The organism is Streptomyces sp. NPDC015139 (genome assembly GCF_043079785.1).
In the GTDB taxonomy this organism is placed as follows: Bacteria; Actinomycetota; Actinomycetes; order Streptomycetales; family Streptomycetaceae; genus Streptomyces; species Streptomyces albidocamelliae.
This window is the reverse complement of record NZ_JBIBUW010000011.1, coordinates 243,531-264,844: the sequence shown is the minus strand read 5'-3', so window position 1 is coordinate 264,844 and position 21,314 is coordinate 243,531. Positions and strand designations below refer to the sequence as shown.

The following is a 21,314-nucleotide window of genomic DNA, read 5'->3' as shown; positions in this document are numbered from 1 at the left end:
TGCGGCTCAGGCGGGGCGCAGCCCCAGGTGCCGCCGAAGCCGACCACAAGGGCCCCGTAGAATCGGCCACACCATGGCTTACCTCGACCACGCCGCCACGACCCCGATGCTCCCGGAGGCGGCAGAGGCGCTGACCGCCCAGCTGAGCATCGCCGGCAACGCGTCCTCCCTGCACGCCTCCGGCCGCCGGGCCCGCCGTACGGTCGAGGAATCCCGCGAGACCCTCGCGGAAGCGCTCGGCGCCCGCCCCAGTGAGGTCGTCTTCACCTCCGGCGGCACCGAGGCCGACAACCTCGCCGTGAAGGGCCTGTACTGGTCCCGCCGCGACGCGGACCCGGCCCGCACCCGCATCCTCGCCAGCCCCGTCGAGCACCACGCCGTCCTCGACGCCGTCCACTGGCTCGGCGAACACGAGGGCGCCACGGTCGAGTACCTCCCCGTCGACCCCCACGGCCGCGTCCACCCCGAGGTGTTGCGCGAGGCGATCGCCCGCGCTCCCGAGGACGTGGCCCTGGCCACCGTGATGTGGGCCAACAACGAGATCGGCACGGTCATGCCGGTCCGTGAACTGGCGGAAGCGGCCGCCGAGTTCGACGTACCGCTGCACGCCGACGCGGTGCAGGCCTTCGGGCAGGTCCCGGTCGACTTCGCCGCCTCCGGCCTCGCCGCGATGACCGTCTCCGGCCACAAGGTCGGCGGCCCGTACGGCATCGGCGCCCTGCTCCTCGGCCGCGAGTACACCCCCGTCCCCGTCCTGCACGGCGGCGGCCAGGAACGGCACGTGCGCTCCGGCACCCTCGACGTGCCGGCCATCGCCTCCTTCGCCGTCGCCGGCCGGCTGGCCGCCGGGCAGCGCGCGTGGTTCGCGCGGGAGATCGGCGCCCTGCGCGACCAGCTCGTCGACGCCGTGCGCGGCGCCGTACCGGACGCGATCCTCGGCGGGGACCCGGCGCCCGAAGGTCGCCTCCCGGCCAACGCGCACTTCAGCTTCCCCGGCTGCGAGGGCGACTCGCTGCTGCTCCTGCTGGACGCCCAGGGCATCGAGTGCTCCACCGGCTCCGCCTGCACCGCGGGCGTGGCCCAGCCCAGCCACGTGCTGCTCGCCACCGGCACCGACCCGGACCTGGCCCGCGGCACCCTGCGCTTCTCGCTCGGCCACACCTCCACCGAGGCGGACGTCGAAGCGGTCGCCAAGGCGATCGGCCCGGCCGTGGAGCGCGCACGGGCGGCCGGCCTCAGCTGAACGCGAAGCGACCTACGAGGCGGGTTCCCTTCGCCGGCATTGTCCGGATCAGGTGCTGGGGGTCGCCGTCGGGTTCTGTCGGAGCAACCTTTTCGGCCTCTCAGTCCGAGCGTCGATGTCGGCACCAGCGGAGACCGCGTGCCTCTCGCTGAAGTCGGCTACTCCGCTTGAACTCCCTCACTCGTCTCGCAGGTCTTGCTCCCAGAATAGAACTCCTCATAGCAGACAAAAAGCCCTTATTTCTTGATTTTTTATGCGTGGTCCTCACGCCGCCCCGGTTCCGCGCGCCTTCCGCACCAGCCGCAGGTACCGCTCCCAGTCCCAGTGCGGCCCCGGATCGGTGTGGTCCGTGCCCGGCACCTCCGCGTGGCCGACGATGTGCTCGCGGTCCACGGGTATGCCGTACCGTGCGCAGACCGCCGCCGTCAGCCGCGCCGAGGCCGCGTACATGGCGTCCGTGAACGAGGACGCGTGCTCGACGAAGCCCTCGTGCTCGATGCCGACACTGCGCTCGTTGTACGCCCGGTTCCCCGCGTGGAAGGCCACGTCCAGTTCCCGGATCAACTGGGTGACCTGGCCGTTCCTCCGCACGATGTAGTGCGCGGCCGCCTGGTGCCCGGGGTCCTGGAAGACCTTCACCGCCGACGCGTAGCCGCCCTGGGTGACGTGGACGACCACCCGGTCGACCGGATAGTCGTCCGGACGGTCCGCCCGCCGGTAGTTCGCGGATGACGCCGCCACCCAGCGCGCGCCCCGGAAGTCCACCGCGCCCGCCACCCGTGACTTCTCCACGCCCGGCAGCCGCCACCACAGCCGGGACAGCTCCTCCCGGGCCAGCGCCGCCGCGCCCACGGCCGCCGCAGCCCCGCCCGCCAGCAGGGCCCGCCGCCCCAGCCGCCGGTCGGTGTCGCCCTTCGACGCTCCCGCGCTCATGCCGCCCTCACCCCCTGGTCGCCCTCGTCACCCCGGTCGTCCTCGTCGCCCCACTCGGCCCCCGCGATCTTCAACGGATATCCGGCGGACCCGGTTCCCGCGCCCCCGTACCCTGGAGGGGCTATGACTGACACCCCGCAGCGCCCCCGCCCCCTCCGCGTCCTCGCCGCCATGTCCGGCGGAGTCGACTCCGCCGTCGCCGCCGCGCGCGCCGCGGAAGCCGGCCACGACGTCACCGGCGTGCACCTCGCGCTCTCCGCGAACCCGCAGTCCTTCCGCACCGGCGCGCGGGGCTGCTGCACCATCGAGGACTCGCGCGACGCCCGCCGCGCGGCCGATGTCATCGGCATCCCGTTCTACGTCTGGGACCTCGCCGACCGCTTCCGCGAGGACGTCGTCGAGGACTTCGTCGCCGAGTACGAGGCGGGCCGCACCCCCAACCCGTGCCTGCGCTGCAACGAGAAGATCAAGTTCGCCGCGCTGCTGGACAAGGCGCTCGCACTCGGCTTCGACGCCGTCTGCACCGGCCACTACGCCCAGGTGATCCTCCGCGAGGACGGCTCCCGCGAGCTGCACCGGGCCTCGGACATGGCCAAGGACCAGTCGTACGTCCTCGGCGTGCTGGACGAGAAGCAGCTCGCCCACGCGATGTTCCCCCTCGGTGACACGGTCACCACCAAGGAGGAGATCCGTGCCGAGGCCGAGCGCCGCAACCTCGCCGTGGCCAAGAAGCCCGACTCGCACGACATCTGCTTCATCGCCGACGGCGACACCCAGGGCTTCCTGGCCCGGCGGCTCGGCCGGGCCGAGGGCGACATCGTCGACGAGGACGGCAACCGCCTGGGCACGCACGAGGGCGCCTACGGCTTCACCATCGGCCAGCGCAAGGGCCTGCGCATCGGCACCCCGGCCCCCGACGGCAGGCCGCGCTACGTCCTCGACATCTCCCCGGTCAACAACACGGTCACCGTCGGCCCGGCCGACGCCCTCGACGTCAGCGCCCTGACCGCGATCAAGCCCCGCTGGTGCGGCACCGCCCCCACCGGCCCCGGCACCTACACCGCCCAGCTGCGGGCCCACGGCGGCGAGACCGAGGTCACCGCGGAGCCGGTCGACGGCGAGCTGCGCGTCACCTTCGGCGAGCCGGTCCGCGGTGTCGCCCCCGGCCAGGCGATCGTCCTCTACGACGGCACGCGCGTGGTGGGCTCGGCGACGATCGCCTCGACCACGCGCACGGCCTCCGCGACGGTGTGAGCCGACCGGGTTCCTCAGCCCGTGAGGAACCCGGCCAGCACCGGCCCCAGCACATCCGGTTCGACCATGTGCGTCTGGCCCTCCAGCACGCGGTACGTCCCCTCGGGCACCGTGTCCGCGACCACGCGGCCGGCCTCGCGCATCCACGTAGGGCTCGCCCCGCCCACGAACGACAGCACGGGCACGGTGATCGCGGCCAGCCGCGCGCGGGGCAGCAGTCCGTCGCCCATGACCGCGTCGTCGTACGCGAGGCTGGGCGCCACGCTCTCCATGCCCGCCCACATCGGCGACTGGCGCGCGCCCCGGATCATCTCCTCGCCGAGGCCCGTCAGCCGCAGGAACAGCTCCACCGCGTCCCCGCGCCTGTCCGCCGCCAGCGCCTCGTTCAGCTGCTCCTTGTACGCCGCCTCGCGCTCGGCACCGCCCGGCATGAAGTCGAGGAACGGCACCTCGTGGACCGCCACCTGACGTACCGGCAGCCCGCTCGCCGCCGCCTCCAGGACCAGCGCTCCGCCCGAGGAGACCCCGAACAGTGCCGCCTCGCCCCCCACCGCCTCGACCAGCGCGGCCAGGTCCTCCACCTCACGGGCGACCGCGTACGGCGCGGTGTCACCGCTCGCGCCGCGGCCCCGGCGGTCGTAGACGACGGCCGTGCAGCGGTCCGCGAGCCGCGCCGCCAGGGGCGCCACGGTGCCCCCGGTGGACATCGCGCCGCTCACCAGGATCACCGTGGGCCCCCGGCCCGTCACTTCGTACGCGAGGCGGGTGCCGTCGTGGGAAGTCGTCTTCTTGTCCATGGCCGTGCAGACTGCCGCACCGCACCGAACTCATCGGTCACGACACGTCGGTGCGGCCCGCTCTCATGACACTTCGACCTCGTAGAAGCACAGGTGGTCCTTGATCTCCGCCACCTCCGGCTTCGGGTCCGGATACGCCCAGACGAGATCGGGCGCGTCGGGCAGCGACCAGTAGGAGGCCGTGCCCTTGAAGGGGCAGACGGTCCGGGTGCCGGAGGAGGTCAGCAGTTCGAGGCGGACGTCCTCGGCGGGGATGTAGTACCGCACCGGACAGCCCGTCTCGCGCAGCACCAGGGCGCGGTCGCTCTCCGCGAGCACCTGCTCGCCGTGCACCACGCGCACGTGCCGCTCGCCCTGCTCGATGGTGATCGTGTGTCCTTGGGTCATGTGGACAACAGCACCGGGCGGCCCGCACTTCTTCCCGCCCGCGGCGGGAGCCGTACGGTAGGGCGCATGAACATCTGCGTCTTCCTGTCCGCCGCCGACCTCGACGAGCGCTACACGCGCCCCGCGCGCGAGTTCGCAGAACTGCTCGGCAAGGCCGGTCACACCCTGGTCTGGGGCGGTTCCAACGTCGGTCTGATGAAAGTGGTCGCCGACGGCGTGCAGGAGGCGGGCGGCAGGCTGCTGGGCGTCTCGGTGGAGTTCCTCGCGAACAAGGCGCGGCCCGGCGCCGACGAGATGGTCGTCGCGGCCGACCTCGCCGAGCGCAAGAAGCTGCTGCTGGAGAAGGCCGACGCCGTGGTCATCATGGTGGGCGGCACCGGCACGCTGGACGAGGCCACCGAGATCCTGGAGCTGAAGAAGCACGGCCGCACCGAGAAGCCGGTCGTCCTGCTGAACACCGAGGGTTTCTACGACGGCCTGGAGGAGCAGTTCCGCCGCATGGAGGCCGAGGGCTTCCTGCCGCGCCCGCTGTCCGAGCTGGTCTTCTTCGCCGCTGAGCCGGCCGGCGCCCTGGCCCACCTGGAGGAGCGACTCGGCCGCCACTGATGCGAGCATGGCGGGCATGGCTACTCATGTGATCACCGGGGCCGGTTCCGGTATCGGCGCCGCCGTGGCCCGCCGGCTGCACGCGCGCGGGGACGAGATCGTGCTGCACGCGCGCGACGCGGGACGGGCGAAGGAACTGGCCGCCGAGTTCCCCGGGGCGCGCACCCTGGTCGGCGACCTCGCGGACCCGGACAAACTGTCCTGGGCGTTCTCCCATCAGACGCTCCCGGACCGGGTGGACTCGCTGCTGCACATCGCCGGCGTCGTCGACCTCGGCGCGGTCGGCGACCTGACGCCCAAGTCCTGGCGCCACCAGCTCAACGTCAACCTGATCGCCCCCGCCGAACTCACCCGCCACTTCCTGCCCCAGCTCCGCACGACCCGCGGCCATGTGATCTTCGTCAACTCGGGCGCCGGGCTCAGCGCCCACGCCGACTGGGCCGCGTACGCCGCCTCCAAGCACGGCCTGAAGGCGCTCGCCGACTCGCTGCGCCAGGAGGAGCACGCGGCCGGCGTCCGGGTCACCTCGGTCTACCCCGGCCGCACGGCGAGCCCCATGCAGGCCAAGGTCCACCAGCAGGAGGGCAAGGAGTACGATCCCGGGCGGTGGATCGACCCCGAGTCGGTGGCCACGACGATCCTCATGGCCCTGGACCTCCCGCGGGACGCCGAGGTCAACGACCTGACGGTGCGGCCGGGACGATGACCTCCGCAGCCGCCGCGACGGGCCGGGGCCGCGGACGGGGGCGGGGTTTCGCGCGGCGGTCACGGCATACCCTGCCGGGGTGAGTGAGAACAGCGTGATCAGGTTCGGTGGTGCCACCGGTGTCGGGTCCCTGCCCGGTGGCGACGCCCGTGAGGCCGCCAAGACCGCCACCGGGTCCTTCGAGGACTTCCCCTTCCTCGCCGAGCTGCCCGCGCGCGGCCCCGGAGCCGACATGATCGGCCGTACCGCCGGCATGCTCGTCGACCTGTACGCGCGCGTGGAGCCCAGCGGCTGGCGGATCGGGGACCGGCCCGGCCGCGACACCAAGCGGGCCCGGTCCTGGCTCGGCGAGGACCTCGACGCCCTGGAGGAGTTCACCCAGGGCCACGAGGGCGACCTGAAGGTGCAGGCCGTCGGGCCGTGGACCCTGGCCGCCGCCCTGGAACTGCGCAACGGCGAGTCCGCGCTGTCGGACCCGGGGGCCTGCCGCGACCTCGCCGCCTCCCTGGCCGAGGGACTGCGGCTGCACCTGGCGGAGGTCAGCCGGCGGGTGCCCGGAGCGCGCGTCGTGCTCCAGCTCGACGAGCCCTCGCTCACCGCCGTCCTGCGGGGACAGGTCCGCACGGCGAGCGGCTACCGCACCCACCGGGCCGTGGACCGGCAACTCGTGGAGGCGACGCTCCGGGACACCGTCGGCGCGCACGCGGACGGCCCCGTCGTCGTGCACTCCTGCGCGCCCGACGTGCCCTTCGCGCTGCTGCGGCGGGCGGGCGCGGCCGCCGTCTCCTTCGATTTCGCGCTCCTCACCGAGCGTGACGACGACGTGATCGGCGAGGCCGTCGAGGGCGGGACGCGGCTGTTCGCCGGTGTCGTACCGGGCACGGACGGCCCATTGTCAGACCCTGCCGGTAGCGTCATGGGTGTCAGGACGCTGTGGCGCAGGCTGGGCCTGCATCCGGGGCTGCTCGCGGAGGCGGTCACGGTCACCCCGGCGTGCGGTCTGGCAGGCGCATCCCCCGCCTACGCACGCCAGGCGCTCGCCCACTGCGTCCGGGCGGCGAGATCTCTCGCGGACAACCCAGAGTAACGGGAGGACAACACGGTGGCCGGCGACAAGCAAGCGGAGACGACAGCGGTGCCCGCGGAGGCCCGCGAGAAGCACGCGCAGCTGGCGGAGCAGGTCGAGGAGCACCGCTTCCGGTACTACGTGAAGGACGCCCCCGTCGTCAGTGACGCGGAGTTCGACCGGCTCCTGAAGACCCTGGAGGCCCTGGAGGCGGAGTATCCGGAGCTGCGCACCCCGGACTCTCCGACGCAGAAGGTCGCCGGGTCCTACGCGACGGAGTTCACCGCGGTCGAGCACCGCGAGCGGATGCTCTCGCTCGACAACACCTTCAACGACGACGAGCTGGCCGCCTGGGCCGACCGCATCGCGAGGGAGCTCGGCGAGCAGGAGTACCACTTCCTGTGCGAGCTGAAGGTCGACGGCCTCGCGGTCAACCTCACCTACGAGAACGGCCGTCTCACGCGCGCGGCGACCCGCGGCGACGGCCGCACCGGCGAGGACATCACCCCCAACGTCCGCACCATCGCGGAGATCCCGGACCGCCTGGCCGGCGACGAGGTCCCCGCCCTCGTGGAGATCCGCGGCGAGGTCTACTTCCCGATGGAGAGGTTCCTCGACCTCAACGAGCGGCTGGTCGCGGCCGGCGACAAGCCCTTCGCCAACCCCCGCAACGCCGCGGCCGGTTCGCTGCGCCAGAAGGATCCGCGGGTCACCGCCACCCGTCCGCTGCACATGGTCGTGCACGGCATCGGCGCGCTGGAGGGCTTCTCGGGTATGACCCGGCTCTCCCAGGCGTACGACCTGCTGAAGACCTGGGGCCTGCCCACCTCCCCGCACAACCGCGTGGTCGACGACCTCGACGGCGTACGGAAGTTCATCGCCCACTACGGCGAGAACCGCCACTCCGTCGAGCACGAGATCGACGGCGTCGTCGTCAAGCTGGACGAGATCCGGCTCCAGGGCCGCCTCGGCTCCACGGCCCGGGCGCCGCGCTGGGCGATCGCGTACAAGTACGCGCCGGAAGAGGTCAACACCAAGCTGATCGACATCAAGGTGGGCGTCGGCCGCACCGGCCGCGTCACCCCGTACGCCCAGGTCGAGCCGGTCACGGTCGCGGGCAGCGAGGTCGAGTTCGCCACCCTGCACAACCAGGAGGTCGTCAAGGCCAAGGGCGTCCTCATCGGTGACACCGTCGTGCTGCGCAAGGCCGGTGACGTCATCCCGGAGATCCTCGGCCCGGTGGCCGACCTGCGGGACGGCAGCGAGCGGGAGTTCGTGATGCCGGGCGAGTGCCCCGAGTGCGGCACCCCGCTGCGGGCGATGAAGGAGGGCGACATCGACCTCCGCTGCCCGAACGCCCGCACCTGCCCGGCCCAGTTGCGGGGACGCCTGTCCTACCTCGCGGGCCGCGAGTGCCTGGACATCGAGCACTTCGGCGACGTGGCGGCGGCCGCGCTCACCCAGCCGCTGGAGCCGGCCGACCCACCGCTGGTGGACGAGGGCGACCTCTTCGACCTCACGGTGGAGAAGCTGCTGCCCATCAAGGCCTACGTCCTGGACCCGGACAGCGGGCTGCCCAAGCGCGACCCGAAGACGGGCGAGGAGAAGGTCGTCACGGTCTTCGCCAACCAGAAGGGCGAGCCGAAGAAGAACACCCTGACCCTGCTGGCGAACATCGAGGCGGCCAAGGAGCGCCCGCTGGCCCGGTTCCTCAACGGCCTGTCCATCCGGCACGTGGGACCGGTGGCAGCCCAGGCGCTGGCCCGGGAGTTCCGTTCCCTCGACCGCATCGAGCAGGCCACCGAGCAGGAGCTGGCGACCACCGACGGCGTCGGCCCGATCATCGCCGCCGCGCTCAAGGAGTGGTTCGCCGAGGACTGGCACCGGGAGATCGTCCGCAAGTGGAAGGCCGCCGGAGTCCCGCTGGAGGACCAGTCGGCCGGCGAGGACGAGGGGCCGCGCCCGCTGGAGGGGCTCACCGTCGTCGTGACCGGCACCCTGGAGAACTTCACCCGGGACGGCGCCAAGGACGCACTGCAGAGCCGGGGGGCGAAGGTGACCGGTTCCGTCTCGAAGAAGACCGCGTTCGTCGTCGTCGGTGACAGCCCTGGATCGAAGTACGACAAGGCCATGCAACTCAAGGTTCCCGTTCTGAACGAGGACGGTTTCGGCGTCCTTTTGGAGCAGGGCCCGGAAGCGGCGGCCGAAGTCGCGCTTCCGAGCGGGGAGTAGCGGTTGAAGGCCACCCGTTCGGTGCATATCAGTTGCATACGGGTGGCCCGGGCGCATTCGGGCAACCGTCGACGACCGGTGCCCGAGGAAGCCTTCCGCGGCCTACTGTTGAGATGTGCGCCTGCCGTGCCCGGCTGCGGTTGGGGCATCTCCGCGCCCTGTGAGGGCGAGGGGAAGGTTTCTTCGACGCGGAGCTGCTGATGGCTGTCGGACATCGGACCGCGTGGCGTGGGCACCGCCGGCTGTGAGAGGGACGGGAATGGAACCGACCGAGAGCGCCGCCCCGGACTCATGGCTGCGCCGTCGCGCCGACGCGTGGCGGGGAAGCCGGTGGACGGGTCGGCACGAAGGACGGACGGGCGGCCCGCCGCGCCCGACCGCACCCGGCACCACCGTCGAACCGCACCTCCCGGTACCCCTGGCCATCGAGCCCGCCCCCGGCCTGACCGAGACCGACTCCGCACGGCACCCGTCCTGGCCCACGCCGCCCTCGGCGGTCGTGGCCGCGGCCGGGCTCGTCCTCGGTGCCGGCTTCTACCGTGCCTTCACCGGCCGTCACGCCCTCTTCCCGTGCCACACGGTCGGCCTGTCGCTGGCTCTGCTGACCGGCCTCATCGTCGGACACCTCGTCATGCTGGGGCGCGCCCGCTGGGTGGGCGGCACCGGGTCCGGCGCCGCCCTCACCCTGGCCGTGCTGCTGCTGTACGGCTGGGTGTCAGCCGGCATGGTCAGCCTCACCGTCGTCGTCCTCGTCGGCGTCGCCCGGCGCCACCGCTGGCGCCAGGGCGTCCTGCACGGCGCGGTGGACATCCTCGGCATCGCCGCGGGCGCCCTGCTGCTCGGCGCGTTCGGCCGGGTCCCGAGCGTCGAGGAGCCCTGGCGGCCCGACAGCTGGAGCCTCACGACCGCCCCCGCGTTCGTGCTCGTCGCGGGCGCCTACCTCGCGGTGAGCCGCGGTCTGCTCTGGTACCTGAACGCCCCGCGCGGCAAGGTGCCCACCATCGCCCGTACCGCCCTGGTCCGACAGGGCCTCGTCGCCGTCGCCCTGCTCGGCATAGCGCCCCTGCTCTGTGTCGTCGCGGACGCGCAGCCGATCCTGCTGCCGCTGTTCGCCATCCCGCTCATCGCCCTCGACTCCACCCTCTGGATGGCCCGCGCCCGCGCCGAGGAGCAGTTGCGCGACCCGCTCACCGGGCTGCCCAACCGGCAGTGGCTGCTGGAGCGGATCTGGACCGCGCTCGACGACGCGGAACGCATCGGCGCCCGCTCCGCCCTCATGCTGATCGACCTCGACCGGTTCCGCTCGGTGAACGACACCCTGGGCCATCTCGCCGGTGACCGGCTGCTGCTGCAGATCGCCGACCGGCTGCGGCTCGCCCTGCCGCGCGGGGCGGAGGCCGCGCGACTCGGCGGTGACGAGTTCGCCGTGTTACTGCCCGTCGCCGACTCCACCACCTCGGCCACCCGGGTCGCCCGCGGTCTCGTCACCGAGCTCAGCTCCCCGCTCGATCTCGACGGACTCACCCTCGTGCTGGAGGCCAGCGCCGGAGTCGCCGTCTTCCCGGACCACGCCCTGGACGCCGAAGGGCTGCTGCGCCGGGCCGATGTGGCGATGTACCAGGCGAAGAGGGACCGTACGGGCGTCGAGGTGTACGAGTCCAAGCGGGACTCCAACACCCCGGACCGGCTGGGCCTGCTGGGCGATCTGCGCCGGGCGCTGGACGCGCACGAGGTGCAGCTGCACTACCAGCCGAAGGTCCGCTTCGACGGCCAGGTCGCCGGTCTGGAGGCGCTGGTGCGCTGGGTGCACCCGGAGCGGGGGAAGGTTCCGCCGGACGAGTTCATCGCGATCGCCGAGTCCTCCGGTCTGATGCCCCATCTGACGGAGTACGTCCTGGAGACCGCGCTCGGGCAGGTCGCCCGGTGGCGCGCGCAGGGCCTGTACGTCCCGGTCGCGGTCAACGTGTCCCCGCGCGACGTCCACACGCCCGGATTCGCCGGATCGGTCGCCGCACGGCTGGCCCGGCACGGGGTCCCGGCCGGGGCGCTCCAGCTGGAGATCACCGAGCACGTCCTGCTGGAGGACCCGCAGCGCGCCGCCGACACGCTGGCCGGGCTCACCGGCCACGGAGTGAAGATGTCCCTGGACGACTTCGGCACCGGGTACTCGTCGCTGGTCCATCTGCGGCGGCTGCCCGTCAGCGAGCTGAAGATCGACCGTTCCTTCGTCGCCCGCCTGGCCGTCGACGCCCAGGACGCGGAGATCGTGCGCTGCACCGTCGACCTGGCGCATTCGCTGGGCCTGCTCGTCGTCGCCGAGGGTGTGGAGGACGACGAGACCTGGGAGCGGCTGCGGGACCTCGGCTGCGACGCGGTACAGGGCTGGCTGGTCGCCGCGGCGATGCCGCCGGAGGAGACGACGGCCTGGCTGCTGGCCCGCGGTTCCCGGGGCTGGCAGCGCCCGAGAGCGGCCCTGCCGGCCGCGGAGTAACGCTCCTTCAGCCGGACGGCCGACCGCCCCCGGCCGCGTCAGGCCGCCCTCGGTACCGACGAGGTGCCGGCCGGCTGTCTCCCGACCTGTGCGGCGCGCCCCTCATGAAGCGGAGCCACCGCTGTGCGTGCGGGCCGCCGGGCCTCGGCCGCCCCCCGCGAAGTGGCCGACCAGCAGGGCCAGGCGGCGTTCGTGGGTGGGCTCGGGGAGGCGGCCGCTGCGCATCAGGGTCGCCAGGCCGTGCAGGCCGGCCCAGAAGGTCTCCGTGAGCGGGCCGGGGTCGTCGTCGCCGACCGCGATCGGCTCCACCGCCCACAGCAGTTCGTCGAACGCCTCCCACAGCGGTGCCGGTGCCTGCTGCGTGGCGAACGGCAGGTCCACCAGGTGGGTGAACATCGCGTCGTAGAGGGCGGGCCGCCGCCCGGCGAAGGACGTGTACGCCGCCGCGACCGCCGAGAGCGCCCCCCGCGTGCCCCGCGCACCCGTCCGCGCCGTCCGCAGCTCGGCCGCCAACTCGCCGAACCCCTCCAGGGCGACGGCCGTCATGATCGCGCCCTTGCCCTCGAAGTGGCTGTAGAGCACCGGCTGGCTGTACTCGATCTCGGCCGCCAGCCGGCGGGTCGTCACCGCGCCCCAGCCCTCGGTCTCGGCCAGCTTCCGCGCGGCCGTGACGATCAGCCGCTCGCGTTCCGCTCGTTCGCGCTCCCGGCGCGTCTGGATCGACATGCTCTCGATTCTAGCGACGCTAGCCAATCTGTCGATGCTCTGCTAGCTTCGCTCTTGTCCCTAGCGCCGCTAGCAACAGGTAAGAGGAGAAACAGACATGACCGTCACCGCGTACACCCTCGCCGTCCTGCTCGACCTGTTCTGCGTGTTCCTCGGCTACCGGTTCCTGTTCCAGCCGGGCTCCGCCGCCACCGGCTACGGCGCCCCGGCCGACCCGCACGGCGACGCCGGCGCCTACCTGTCGGTCAAGGGGCTCCGCGACGGCACCCTCGGCGTGGCCGGCCTCGCCGTGCTGGCCTTCGCCGGGGCGCACGCCGAGGCCTGGTTCATGCTGGCCGTCGCCCTCGTCCCGTTCGGCGACACGCTGATAGTCCTGCGCAACGGCGGCACGAAAGCCGTCGCCTTCGGGATCCACTTCGCCACCGCGATCGTTGTACTGATCAGTGCCGGCCTGCTCTTCGCGGTCTGACGACAGCCGGACGACACCCAGAGGGGGAACCACCATGTCGCTGTTCGTCCCGAAGTTCGACGACACCGTGCTCGTCCGTGACGCGGAGGCCGAGGTGATCGGCGGAGCGCCCACCAGTGTCAAGCTCCTCGCCGACAGCAGTGCCAGCGGAGGCGCGCTGTCCACCGTCCGGGTCACCCTCACCGAGGGCGCCGACGGCGCCCGCCCGCACCTGCACCGCAACTCCGCGGAGATGTTCTTCCTGCTCGACGGCGAGGCCGAGCTGCTGTCCGGCGACGACGTCGTCACCGCCCGGTCCGGCGACCTGGTCGTCGTGCCGCCCGACCGGCCGCACGCCTTCGCCGCCGCCCCCGGCAGCACGGCCGACATCCTGATCGTCATCACCCCGGGCGTCGAGCGCTTCGAGTACTTCCGCCACCTGCGGCGCATCCACCTCGGCGAGGTCACCCCCGAGAGCCTGCTGGAGGTCCAGGAGCTGTACGACAACCACTTCCTGCGCAGCGAGTCCTGGGACGGGCGGCACCACTGAGGAGCCCGGCGGCGCCCTCCGGGACGGGGTCCGGGCAAACCGTTTCACGGGCACCGGGCCCCGCCCCATAGGATTGGCCCCAAACCACACACACTCACCCCAGAGGATCGCTGCATGCCGAGCATCACGCGCGAGGAGGTCGCCCACCTCGCCCGGCTGGCGCGTCTGGAGCTGAAGCCCGAAGAACTCGACCACTTCGCAGGCCAGCTGGACGACATCATCGGCGCGGTCGCCCGCGTCAGCGAGGTCGCCGACCAGGACGTACCGCCGACCTCTCACCCGCTCCCGCTGACGAACGTCATGCGGGCGGACGAGGTCCGTCCCTCGCTCACCCCCGAGCAGGCGCTCTCCGGCGCCCCGGCCCAGGAGCAGCAGCGTTTCAAGGTGCCGCAGATCCTGGGGGAGGACTGACCATGACGGACAGCAACATCATCAAGCTCACGGCGGCGCAGACCGCCGAGAAGATCGCCTCCGGTGAGCTGACGGCCGTCGAGGTCGCCGAGGCCCACCTCGCCCGGATCGAGGCCGTCGACGAGAAGGTGCACGCCTTCCTGCACGTCGACCGTGAGGGCGCCCTCGCCCAGGCCCGCGCCGTGGACGAGAAGCGCGCCCGCGGCGAGAAGCTCGGCCCGCTGGCCGGCGTCCCGCTCGCGCTGAAGGACATCTTCACCACCGAGGGCGTGCCGACGACCGTCGGCTCGAAGATCCTCGAGGGCTGGATCCCGCCGTACGACGCGACGCTCACCAAGCGGCTGAAGGCCGCCGACGTCGTCATCCTCGGCAAGACCAACATGGACGAGTTCGCCATGGGCTCCTCCACCGAGAACAGCGCCTACGGACCGACCGGCAACCCCTGGGACCTCACCAAGATCCCCGGCGGCTCCGGCGGCGGTTCGTCCGCCGCGCTCGCCTCCTTCCAGGCCCCGCTCGCCATCGGCACCGACACCGGCGGCTCCATCCGCCAGCCGGCCGCCGTCACCGGCACGGTCGGCGTGAAGCCGACGTACGGCGCGGTCTCCCGCTACGGCATGGTCGCCTTCTCCTCCTCCCTCGACCAGGGCGGCCCCTGCGCCCGTACGGTCCTGGACGCGGCCCTGCTGCACGAGGTCATCGCCGGGCACGACCCGCTCGACTCCACCTCCATCGACGCCCCGGTCCCGCCGGTCGTCGAGGCCGCGCGCAACGGCAGCGTCGAGGGCATGCGGGTCGGCGTGGTCAAGCAGTTCCGCGGCGAGGGCTACCAGGCCGGTGTCATCCAGCGCTTCGACGAGTCCGTCGAGCTGCTGAAGGGGCTGGGCGCGGAGATCGTCGAGCTGGACTGCCCGTCCTTCGACCTCGCGCTGTCGGCGTACTACCTGATCGCGCCGTCCGAGTGCTCCTCCAACCTCGCCCGCTTCGACGGCCTGCGTTACGGCCGGCGCACCGGCGACGACGGCGGCCACTCGGCCGAGGAGGTCACCTCCCTCACCCGCGAGGCGGGCTTCGGCGCCGAGGTCAAGCGCCGCATCATGCTCGGCACGTACGCCCTGAGCTCCGGCTACTACGACGCGTACTACGGCAGCGCCCAGAAGGTCCGTACGCTGATCAAGCAGGACTTCGACAAGGCGTTCGAGCAGGTCGACGTGATCGTCTCCCCGACGACCCCGACCACGGCCTTCGCGATCGGCGAGCGTGCCGACGACCCGATGGCGATGTACCTCGCGGACCTGTGCACCATCCCGACCAACCTGGCGGGCAACGCGGCCATGTCCCTGCCCTGCGGTCTCGCCCCGGAGGACAACCTCCCGGTCGGTCTGCAGATCATCGCCCCGGTGATGAAGGACGACAGGCTGTACAAGGTCGGCGCCGCCGTCGAGGCCGCCTTCGTGGAAAAGTGGGGGCACCCGCTGATCGAGGAGGCTCCGTCGCTGTGAGCGCACTGAACAAGGCCAAGGGCTTCAAGAAGTCGAAGTCCGGCACATACCTGTCGATGGCCGGAACCGCCTTCGGCGCGTTGGGTGTGGCCAAGCAGATCAAGAAGGCGCGCGCCGAGCACGACACGCTGCGGCTGATCGACGCCACCGTGTCCGCCGTCGCCATCGTCACCGGCCTCGCCATCCTCTACCGCGAGCTGAAGCGGCTGGGCGACGACGACGTCCTGCTGGGCTGAGAGGGAAGTTTTCACCGTGACCACCACGACCGACCTGGTGTCGTACGAGGACGCGCTGGCGTCGTACGACCCCGTCATGGGCCTTGAGGTCCATGTCGAACTCGGCACCCACACCAAGATGTTCTGCGGCTGTTCGACCGCGCTCGGTGCGGAGCCGAACTCCCAGACCTGCCCGGTCTGCCTCGGCCTGCCCGGCGCGCTCCCGGTCGTCAACGCGACCGGCGTCGAGTCCGCGATCAAGATCGGTCTCGCGCTGAACTGCGAGATCGCCGAGTGGTGCCGCTTCGCCCGGAAGAACTACTTCTATCCGGACATGCCGAAGAACTTCCAGACCTCCCAGTACGACGAGCCGATCGCCTTCAACGGCTTCCTCGACGTGCAGCTGGAGGACGGCGAAACCTTCCGCGTGGAGATCGAGCGCGCCCACATGGAGGAGGACACCGGCAAGTCGACGCACGTCGGTGGCGCGACGGGCCGTATCCACGGCGCCTCGCACTCCCTCCTCGACTACAACCGCGCGGGCATCCCGCTGATCGAGATCGTCACCAAGCCGATCGAGGGCGCCGGCGAGCGCGCCCCCGAGGTGGCGAAGGCGTACGTCCGCGAGCTGCGCGAGCTGATCCGTGCCCTCGGCGTGTCCGAGGCCCGCATGGAGATGGGCCAGATGCGCTGCGACGTGAACCTGTCGCTGCGTCCGAACGGCACCACGAAGTTCGGCACCCGCTCCGAGACGAAGAACGTCAACTCGCTGCGTTCCGTGGAGCGTGCGGCCCGCTTCGAGATCCAGCGGCACGCGGCCGTGCTGTCCTCGGGCGGCACGATCATCCAGGAGACCCGCCACTTCCACGAGGACACCGGGTCCACGACCTCGGGCCGCGTCAAGGAAGAGGCCGAGGACTACCGGTACTTCCCGGAGCCGGACCTCGTCCCCGTGGCGCCCTCCCGCGAGTGGGTCGAGGAGATCCGCGGCGCGCTGCCCGAACTGCCGCTGGCCCGCCGCACCCGGCTGCTCGCCGAGTGGGGCATCTCCGCCACCGACATGCAGGCGATCCTCAACGCCGGCGCGCTGGACCCGATCGTCGCCACGATCGACGCCGGTGCCGACGCGGCCTCCGCCCGCAAGTGGTGGATGGGCGAACTCGCGCGCAGCGCCAACGAATCCGGCCGCACGCTGGACGAGCTGGCGATCACGCCGCAGCAGGTGGCCCGGGTCACCGAGCTGGTCGCGAAGGGTGACCTGAACGACAAGCTGGCCCGCCAGGTCATCGAGGGCGTCCTCGCGGGCGAGGGCACCCCGGACGAGGTCGTCGACAAGCGCGGTCTGAAGGTCGTCTCCGACGAGGGCGCGCTGACCGCCGCCGTCGAGGAGGCCATCGCCGGCAACCCGGGCGTCGCGGACAAGATCCGCGGCGGCAAGGTGGCCGCGGCCGGCGCCCTGGTCGGCGCGGTCATGAAGGCCACCCGTGGCCAGGCCGACGCGGCCCGCGTCAAGGAGCTGATCCTGGAGAAGCTGGGCGTCAGCGAGGGCTGAACCCCGAGCACCCGCCGTGCGGCCCCGCAGGACACGTCCTGCGGGGCCGCACGGTCGTCCGCGGCCCCCGCGCCCGGCTCGCCCGGCCGGGGGCGCTACGCTCGCCCGCCATGAGTGGACGCACCGATTCCGGCACCGAACCGTCGATATCCGAGGGTGAGGAAGAGGAGTACGTCGAGGACGGGGAAGAGGAGTACGTCGAGGACGCCCGCCGGGCCCGCTGGACCGCGGCCGGCTCCGGAGCGCTCCTCGGCCTCGCCGGGCTCGCCGCCGCCCTGTTGCGCCTCACCGGCACCGCCCCGGCCCGCGTCCCCGCCGCCTACGCCCTCGGTGCCGCAGTCTGCGCCCTCGCCGCGTTCCTCGGTGCCAAGGGCCGTACCCGCAGGGCCCTGTGGCTGCTGATCGTGGGGACGATGGTCATGGCACTCGGGGACCAGTTCGACTGAAGTGCCCGTGGGGGCGACAGAGTTCGCCGGACTGTCCTGTGACGTCCCTCCCACTCCTGTGAACAACCCCACGAAAACGGCAAACGATCACTTTCGCCTGCAAGAGTGTCCTGCGATTGCTCATGCGTTCTTTGCGGGCTGTTCAGTAAACGGACGATCGTTCCCGGCCAAAGATCCACACATAGTCCTCCGGGAGCACGTCCGTGGCAGCCCTCGCGCGTTGGTGCGTCCGCCACCGGCTCATCGCCGTCCTGCTGTGGCTCCTCGCCTTCGGCGGAGTCACCGCGGCGGCCGCCGTGGCCGGTTCGTCGTACTCGAACGACTACGGGGTCCCCGGCACCGAGTCCGGACGCGCCGCCCGGCTGCTGCAGGAGGGCTTCCCCGGCCACGGCGGCGACAGCGACACCGTCGTCTGGCACACCGCGGACGGCAGCGTCCGCGCCGCCGGCGTCGAGCGGACCATGACCCGCACCCTGCACCGGATCGCCGGACTGCCCGGCGTGGCCTCGGTGTCCGGCCCCTACGGCGGCCACCGCAGGCATTCGGGTCACGGCGGCCACGACGCCCACCGCATCAGCGAGGACGGCCGGACGGCCTACGCGACCGTCACCTTCGCCCAGCAGGCCGAGGACATCGGCAGGTCCGAGGCGCGGTCCGTGGTGCGGGTCGCCAAGGCCGCCGAGCGCGACGGGCTCCAGGTGGAACTGGGCGGCAGCGCCGTCGAGGCCACCGAGTCACCGCGCGGCCACACCGCCGAGGTGGTCGGCGTGGCCGTCGCGGCCGTCGTCCTGCTCCTCGCCTTCGGCTCGCTCGCCGCCGCGCTGCTGCCGATCGCCACCGCGCTGGTCGGCGTCGGCACCGCCTACGCGGGCATCGGGCTGCTCGGACACGCCATGACGGTCGCCGACTTCGCACCCATGCTCGGCATGCTGATCGGCCTCGGCGTCGGCATCGACTACGCGCTCTTCATCGTGACCAGGCACCGGCGCGGCCTGAAACGCGGACTGAGCGTCACCGAGGCGGCCGAGAGCGCCGTCGCCACCACCGGACGCGCGGTCGTCTTCGCGGGTGCGACGGTGTGCATCGCCCTGCTGGGCATGCTGATACTGCGGCTGGGCTTCCTCAACGGGGTGGCCGTGGCGGCCTCCTTGACGGTCGTGCTCACCGTCGCGGCCTCCGTGACCCTGCTGCCCGCCCTGCTGTCGTACATCGGACCGCGGGCCCTCAGCCGTCGCGAGCGGCGCCGGCTCGCCGAACGCGGACCGCGCCCGGAACTGCCCACCGGCCTCGCCGCCCGCTGGTCCGCGCTGGTCGAGCGCCGCCCCAAGCTGCTCGGCTCGCTGGCCGTCGCCGTCGTCGCGCTGCTCGCCCTGCCGACGCTCTCCCTCCACCTCGGCACCTCCGACCAGGGCAACGACCCCCGCGCCTCCACCACGCGCAAGGCCTACGACCTGCTCGCCGAGGGCTTCGGTCCGGGTGTGAACGGGCCCCTCACCCTGGTCACCCGCGTCGACGGCGGCGACGACAAGCTCGCCCTGGACGGCCTCGACACCACGCTGCGCGCCACCCGGGGCGTCGCCTCCGTCACCCCGGCCGTCTTCGCCTCCGGCGGCCGGATCGCCCACCTCACCGTGGTCCCCACCACCGCGCCCCAGTCGGAGGCGACCAGCGGCCTCGTGGACCGGCTGCGCACCAAGGTGCTGCCGCGGGCGGAGACCGGGACCTCCCTCGACGTCCAGGTGGGCGGAGTGACCGCCGGTCACGACGACTTCGCCGAGGTGATCATCGGCAAGCTGCCGCTGTTCGTCGGCGTGGTCATCGGATTCGGCTGCCTCCTGCTGCTGGTCGCCTTCCGGTCGCTCGGCATCCCGCTGAAGGCCGCCGTGATGAACGTCGCCGCCGTGGCCGCCGCGTTCGGCGTCGTCGTCGCCGTCTTCCAGTGGGGCTGGGGCAGCGAACCGCTCGGCCTCGGCCGCGCCGGCCCCATCGAGCCCTTCCTGCCGGTGATCATGGTCTCGGTGCTCTTCGGGCTCTCCATGGACTACCAGGTCTTCCTGGTCAGCCGGATGTACGAGGAGTGGCTGGAGACCGGCGACAACCGGCGTGCCGTCCGCGTGGGCCTCGCCGAGACCAGCCGGGTGATCAACTCGGCCGCGGTCATCATGATCTCGGTCTTCCTCGCCTTCGTGCTCAGCGGCGACCGCGTGATCGCCATGTTCGGCATCGCCCTGGCCTCCGCGGTCGCACTCGACGCCTTCGTGCTGCGCACCCTGCTCGTGCCCGCCCTCATGCACCTGCTCGGCGCCGCCAACTGGTGGCTGCCCGCCTGGCTGGAGCGCCGCCTGCCGCGCATCAGCATCGAGCCGCCCGAGTGCCGGGCCGCGCATGAGAGGCTCGGCAGCGTCTCGGTGGAGGAACTGCGGGAGGAGCAGCAGCACGATGTACGCGATATCCCTGGGTGACGACGGTGCGGAACTGCGTCCCCTGGAGGTCTGGCACGCCGAGGAACTGCTGGCCGACATCGACCGGGGACGGGAGTTCATCGGCCGGCACATCGGACTGCCGGACGTGGTGACCGACCTGGAGTCCGCGCGCGCCTTCCTGGCGTCGTACGCCGAGAAGCGCGGCGCCGACACGGGCAGCCTGCACGGGATGTGGCTGGACGGGAAGCTCGTCGGCGGGCTGCTGTTCCGGGTCTGGGACACCCCGAGCGGGGTCTGCGAGGCGGGCTGCTGGCTGGAGCCGGCGGCGGCCGGGCGGGGGCTCGTCACGCGCGGCATGCGGGTGCTGTTCGACTGGGCCTTCGAGGAGCGCGGCATGCACCGGGTGGAGTGGCACGTCTCCTCGGTCAACGAGCCCAGCATCAAGGTGGCCCGGCGGCTCGGCATGACCCGCGAGGGACTGCTCCGCGAGAACTACCCGCACCGCGGTGTGCGGACCAGCACCGAGATCTGGTCGGTGCTGGCGCCCGAGTGGCGTGAGGCACGCGCGCGTGGCGCGCGCGGCGATCATTAAGGGACCTCTCAGACAGCGTCCGTACGGTGCCGGGCATGGCAACGAAGACAGAGGAAGGCGCCGGGGCCGGCACCGCGGCGCGCAGCGACGGGACCCCGGCGGAGGCCGGCACCGCAGGAGAGGAACGCACACCCGGGACGAAGGGCCCGGACGCCGCCGCGGCCGAGACGGCCGACGCCACGGCGCGGACCGAGGAGGAGACCGGCGAGGAGAGCGGCGAGGTGACCGGCGAGGACGAGGCCGCCCCGGCCGCCGGGGCGGAAGGCCGGAGCCCCTCCGGGGTGGGCCAGGGCGCCGCTGCCGTCGTCTCCGCCGCGCTCGGCCTGGTCTCGCTCACCGGCGGCTGGATCGGCACCGTCGCCGGCGCCCGTGAACAACTCGTCGGCCAGCTGCGGACCTCGACCGGTGCGAGCGTCGCCACCCAGCTCAAGGAGGTCTACGGCGACTCCTGGCACACCACCGCCCTCTGGGCCGGCCTGTTCGCGCTGACCGCGCTGATCACCGGCGTGGTCGTGCTCGCGCGGCCCGCCTTCGGCGCGCCCGGCCGCCCGCAGGCCGCCTGGATCAAGTCGGTCGCCTGGGCCGGCGTCTCGCTCGGCGTCATCGGCCTGCTGCTGGCCGTCCTGAAGTACTCCGACGCGCTGATCGGCCTGCCCTCGGCCGGCTGAGAACCCCCGGGCCGACAGGGGCCTTAGGGAATCCGTGAGCACCTTACGGGCGCCCTGAGGCCCCTT

Annotated in this window: 21 protein-coding genes and 1 riboswitch; of the genes, 17 read left to right on the top strand and 4 right to left on the bottom strand. The window is 72.3% G+C overall.

The window, feature by feature from the left end:
• Positions 1-73: 73 nt before the first annotated feature.
• Positions 74-1,243: a cysteine desulfurase family protein gene (locus ACF08B_RS28340; RefSeq protein WP_392319974.1), complete on the top strand. Its 1,170-nt coding sequence runs from the start codon at positions 74-76 to the stop codon at positions 1,241-1,243.
• Between the two features lie 8 nt (positions 1,244-1,251).
• Positions 1,252-1,432, bottom strand: a riboswitch (TPP riboswitch).
• 75 nt (positions 1,433-1,507) lie between these two features.
• Here the strand turns inward: ACF08B_RS28340 and ACF08B_RS28335 are convergent.
• Entirely contained in the window at positions 1,508-2,176 is a 669-nt protein-coding gene (locus ACF08B_RS28335) for an N-acetylmuramoyl-L-alanine amidase (protein ID WP_093474510.1), read from the bottom strand.
• A 123-nt stretch (positions 2,177-2,299) separates the two neighbouring features.
• On the opposite strand from ACF08B_RS28335, the gene mnmA reads away from it, so the two are divergent.
• Positions 2,300-3,430 (top strand): tRNA 2-thiouridine(34) synthase MnmA, encoded by a 1,131-nt coding sequence (gene mnmA / locus ACF08B_RS28330; RefSeq protein WP_392319973.1) that lies wholly within the window; start codon positions 2,300-2,302, stop codon positions 3,428-3,430.
• 14 nt (positions 3,431-3,444) lie between these two features.
• On the opposite strand, the gene ACF08B_RS28325 is transcribed toward mnmA, so the two are convergent.
• Positions 3,445-4,227: an alpha/beta fold hydrolase gene (locus ACF08B_RS28325; protein WP_392319972.1), complete on the bottom strand. Its 783-nt coding sequence runs from the start codon at positions 4,225-4,227 to the stop codon at positions 3,445-3,447.
• 63 nt (positions 4,228-4,290) lie between these two features.
• A complete protein-coding gene (locus ACF08B_RS28320; protein WP_392319971.1) occupies positions 4,291-4,614 on the bottom strand; it encodes a DUF427 domain-containing protein in 324 nt (107 codons plus the stop codon).
• Between the two features lie 66 nt (positions 4,615-4,680).
• On the opposite strand from ACF08B_RS28320, the gene ACF08B_RS28315 reads away from it, so the two are divergent.
• The 5 genes from ACF08B_RS28315 to ACF08B_RS28295 all read left to right on the top strand — a co-directional run bounded on the left by ACF08B_RS28315 (position 4,681) and on the right by ACF08B_RS28295 (position 11,715).
• Positions 4,681-5,220 (top strand): TIGR00730 family Rossman fold protein, encoded by a 540-nt coding sequence (locus tag ACF08B_RS28315; RefSeq protein WP_392319970.1) that lies wholly within the window; start codon positions 4,681-4,683, stop codon positions 5,218-5,220.
• Positions 5,221-5,227: 7 nt separating this feature from the next.
• A complete protein-coding gene (locus ACF08B_RS28310) occupies positions 5,228-5,926 on the top strand; it encodes an SDR family oxidoreductase (RefSeq protein WP_093474501.1) in 699 nt (232 codons plus the stop codon).
• A 79-nt stretch (positions 5,927-6,005) separates the two neighbouring features.
• Positions 6,006-7,013: a methionine synthase gene (locus tag ACF08B_RS28305; RefSeq protein WP_392319969.1), complete on the top strand. Its 1,008-nt coding sequence runs from the start codon at positions 6,006-6,008 to the stop codon at positions 7,011-7,013.
• 15 nt (positions 7,014-7,028) lie between these two features.
• Positions 7,029-9,224, top strand: coding sequence for an NAD-dependent DNA ligase LigA (ligA, locus tag ACF08B_RS28300; RefSeq protein ID WP_392319968.1), 2,196 nt, complete (start codon positions 7,029-7,031; stop codon positions 9,222-9,224).
• 259 nt (positions 9,225-9,483) lie between these two features.
• A complete protein-coding gene (locus ACF08B_RS28295; protein WP_392319967.1) occupies positions 9,484-11,715 on the top strand; it encodes a putative bifunctional diguanylate cyclase/phosphodiesterase in 2,232 nt (743 codons plus the stop codon).
• A 102-nt stretch (positions 11,716-11,817) separates the two neighbouring features.
• On the opposite strand, the gene ACF08B_RS28290 is transcribed toward ACF08B_RS28295, so the two are convergent.
• Positions 11,818-12,441, bottom strand: coding sequence for a TetR/AcrR family transcriptional regulator (locus ACF08B_RS28290; protein WP_392319966.1), 624 nt, complete (start codon positions 12,439-12,441; stop codon positions 11,818-11,820).
• Positions 12,442-12,538: 97 nt separating this feature from the next.
• Between ACF08B_RS28290 and ACF08B_RS28285 the strand changes: the two genes are divergently transcribed.
• The 10 genes from ACF08B_RS28285 (at position 12,539) to ACF08B_RS28240 (ending at position 21,248) form a co-directional block, all read left to right on the top strand.
• Positions 12,539-12,910, top strand: coding sequence for a DUF4267 domain-containing protein (locus tag ACF08B_RS28285; protein WP_093474492.1), 372 nt, complete (start codon positions 12,539-12,541; stop codon positions 12,908-12,910).
• Positions 12,911-12,944: 34 nt separating this feature from the next.
• On the top strand, positions 12,945-13,439 hold the full coding sequence (locus tag ACF08B_RS28280; protein ID WP_392319965.1) for a cupin domain-containing protein: 495 nt from the start codon (positions 12,945-12,947) through the stop codon (positions 13,437-13,439).
• 114 nt (positions 13,440-13,553) lie between these two features.
• On the top strand, positions 13,554-13,850 hold the full coding sequence (gene gatC / locus ACF08B_RS28275) for an Asp-tRNA(Asn)/Glu-tRNA(Gln) amidotransferase subunit GatC (protein WP_073889789.1): 297 nt from the start codon (positions 13,554-13,556) through the stop codon (positions 13,848-13,850).
• Positions 13,847-15,352 carry an Asp-tRNA(Asn)/Glu-tRNA(Gln) amidotransferase subunit GatA gene (gene gatA / locus ACF08B_RS28270; protein ID WP_176985926.1) on the top strand — a complete coding sequence of 502 codons (1,506 nt, stop codon included), beginning with the start codon at positions 13,847-13,849 and terminating at the stop codon, positions 15,350-15,352. The genes gatC and gatA overlap by 4 nt, the downstream gene beginning before the upstream one ends.
• Complete coding sequence (locus ACF08B_RS28265; protein WP_073889792.1) at positions 15,349-15,588, top strand: hypothetical protein; 240 nt, start codon at positions 15,349-15,351, stop codon at positions 15,586-15,588. The genes gatA and ACF08B_RS28265 overlap by 4 nt, the downstream gene beginning before the upstream one ends.
• Positions 15,589-15,604: 16 nt before the next feature.
• Positions 15,605-17,119 carry an Asp-tRNA(Asn)/Glu-tRNA(Gln) amidotransferase subunit GatB gene (gatB, locus tag ACF08B_RS28260; RefSeq protein WP_392319964.1) on the top strand — a complete coding sequence of 505 codons (1,515 nt, stop codon included), beginning with the start codon at positions 15,605-15,607 and terminating at the stop codon, positions 17,117-17,119.
• A gap of 110 nt (positions 17,120-17,229) precedes the next feature.
• On the top strand, positions 17,230-17,565 hold the full coding sequence (locus tag ACF08B_RS28255) for a hypothetical protein (protein WP_392319963.1): 336 nt from the start codon (positions 17,230-17,232) through the stop codon (positions 17,563-17,565).
• 203 nt (positions 17,566-17,768) lie between these two features.
• Positions 17,769-20,027: an MMPL family transporter gene (locus ACF08B_RS28250; RefSeq protein WP_392319962.1), complete on the top strand. Its 2,259-nt coding sequence runs from the start codon at positions 17,769-17,771 to the stop codon at positions 20,025-20,027.
• A complete protein-coding gene (locus tag ACF08B_RS28245; RefSeq protein WP_392319961.1) occupies positions 20,005-20,580 on the top strand; it encodes a GNAT family N-acetyltransferase in 576 nt (191 codons plus the stop codon). Before ACF08B_RS28250 ends, ACF08B_RS28245 begins: the two co-directional genes overlap by 23 nt.
• Positions 20,581-20,615: 35 nt before the next feature.
• Complete coding sequence (locus ACF08B_RS28240; RefSeq protein ID WP_392319960.1) at positions 20,616-21,248, top strand: hypothetical protein; 633 nt, start codon at positions 20,616-20,618, stop codon at positions 21,246-21,248.
• Positions 21,249-21,314: the final 66 nt, after the last annotated feature.

Excerpts from the sequence above, each read along its gene's own strand:
- ACF08B_RS28340 (WP_392319974.1), top strand. The coding sequence starts at position 74 with ATGGCTTACCTCGACCACGCCGCCACGACCCCGATGCTCCCGGAGGCG.
- ACF08B_RS28335 (WP_093474510.1), bottom strand. The coding sequence starts at position 2,176 with ATGAGCGCGGGAGCGTCGAAGGGCGACACCGACCGGCGGCTGGGGCGG.
- mnmA (WP_392319973.1), top strand. The coding sequence starts at position 2,300 with ATGACTGACACCCCGCAGCGCCCCCGCCCCCTCCGCGTCCTCGCCGCC.
- ACF08B_RS28325 (WP_392319972.1), bottom strand. The coding sequence starts at position 4,227 with ATGGACAAGAAGACGACTTCCCACGACGGCACCCGCCTCGCGTACGAA.
- ACF08B_RS28320 (WP_392319971.1), bottom strand. The coding sequence starts at position 4,614 with ATGACCCAAGGACACACGATCACCATCGAGCAGGGCGAGCGGCACGTG.
- ACF08B_RS28315 (WP_392319970.1), top strand. The coding sequence starts at position 4,681 with ATGAACATCTGCGTCTTCCTGTCCGCCGCCGACCTCGACGAGCGCTAC.
- ACF08B_RS28310 (WP_093474501.1), top strand. The coding sequence starts at position 5,228 with ATGGCGGGCATGGCTACTCATGTGATCACCGGGGCCGGTTCCGGTATC.
- ACF08B_RS28295 (WP_392319967.1), top strand. The coding sequence starts at position 9,484 with ATGGAACCGACCGAGAGCGCCGCCCCGGACTCATGGCTGCGCCGTCGC.
- ACF08B_RS28290 (WP_392319966.1), bottom strand. The coding sequence starts at position 12,441 with ATGTCGATCCAGACGCGCCGGGAGCGCGAACGAGCGGAACGCGAGCGG.
- ACF08B_RS28285 (WP_093474492.1), top strand. The coding sequence starts at position 12,539 with ATGACCGTCACCGCGTACACCCTCGCCGTCCTGCTCGACCTGTTCTGC.
- ACF08B_RS28280 (WP_392319965.1), top strand. The coding sequence starts at position 12,945 with ATGTCGCTGTTCGTCCCGAAGTTCGACGACACCGTGCTCGTCCGTGAC.
- gatC (WP_073889789.1), top strand. The coding sequence starts at position 13,554 with ATGCCGAGCATCACGCGCGAGGAGGTCGCCCACCTCGCCCGGCTGGCG.
- ACF08B_RS28255 (WP_392319963.1), top strand. The coding sequence starts at position 17,230 with ATGAGTGGACGCACCGATTCCGGCACCGAACCGTCGATATCCGAGGGT.
- ACF08B_RS28245 (WP_392319961.1), top strand. The coding sequence starts at position 20,005 with ATGTACGCGATATCCCTGGGTGACGACGGTGCGGAACTGCGTCCCCTG.
- ACF08B_RS28240 (WP_392319960.1), top strand. The coding sequence starts at position 20,616 with ATGGCAACGAAGACAGAGGAAGGCGCCGGGGCCGGCACCGCGGCGCGC.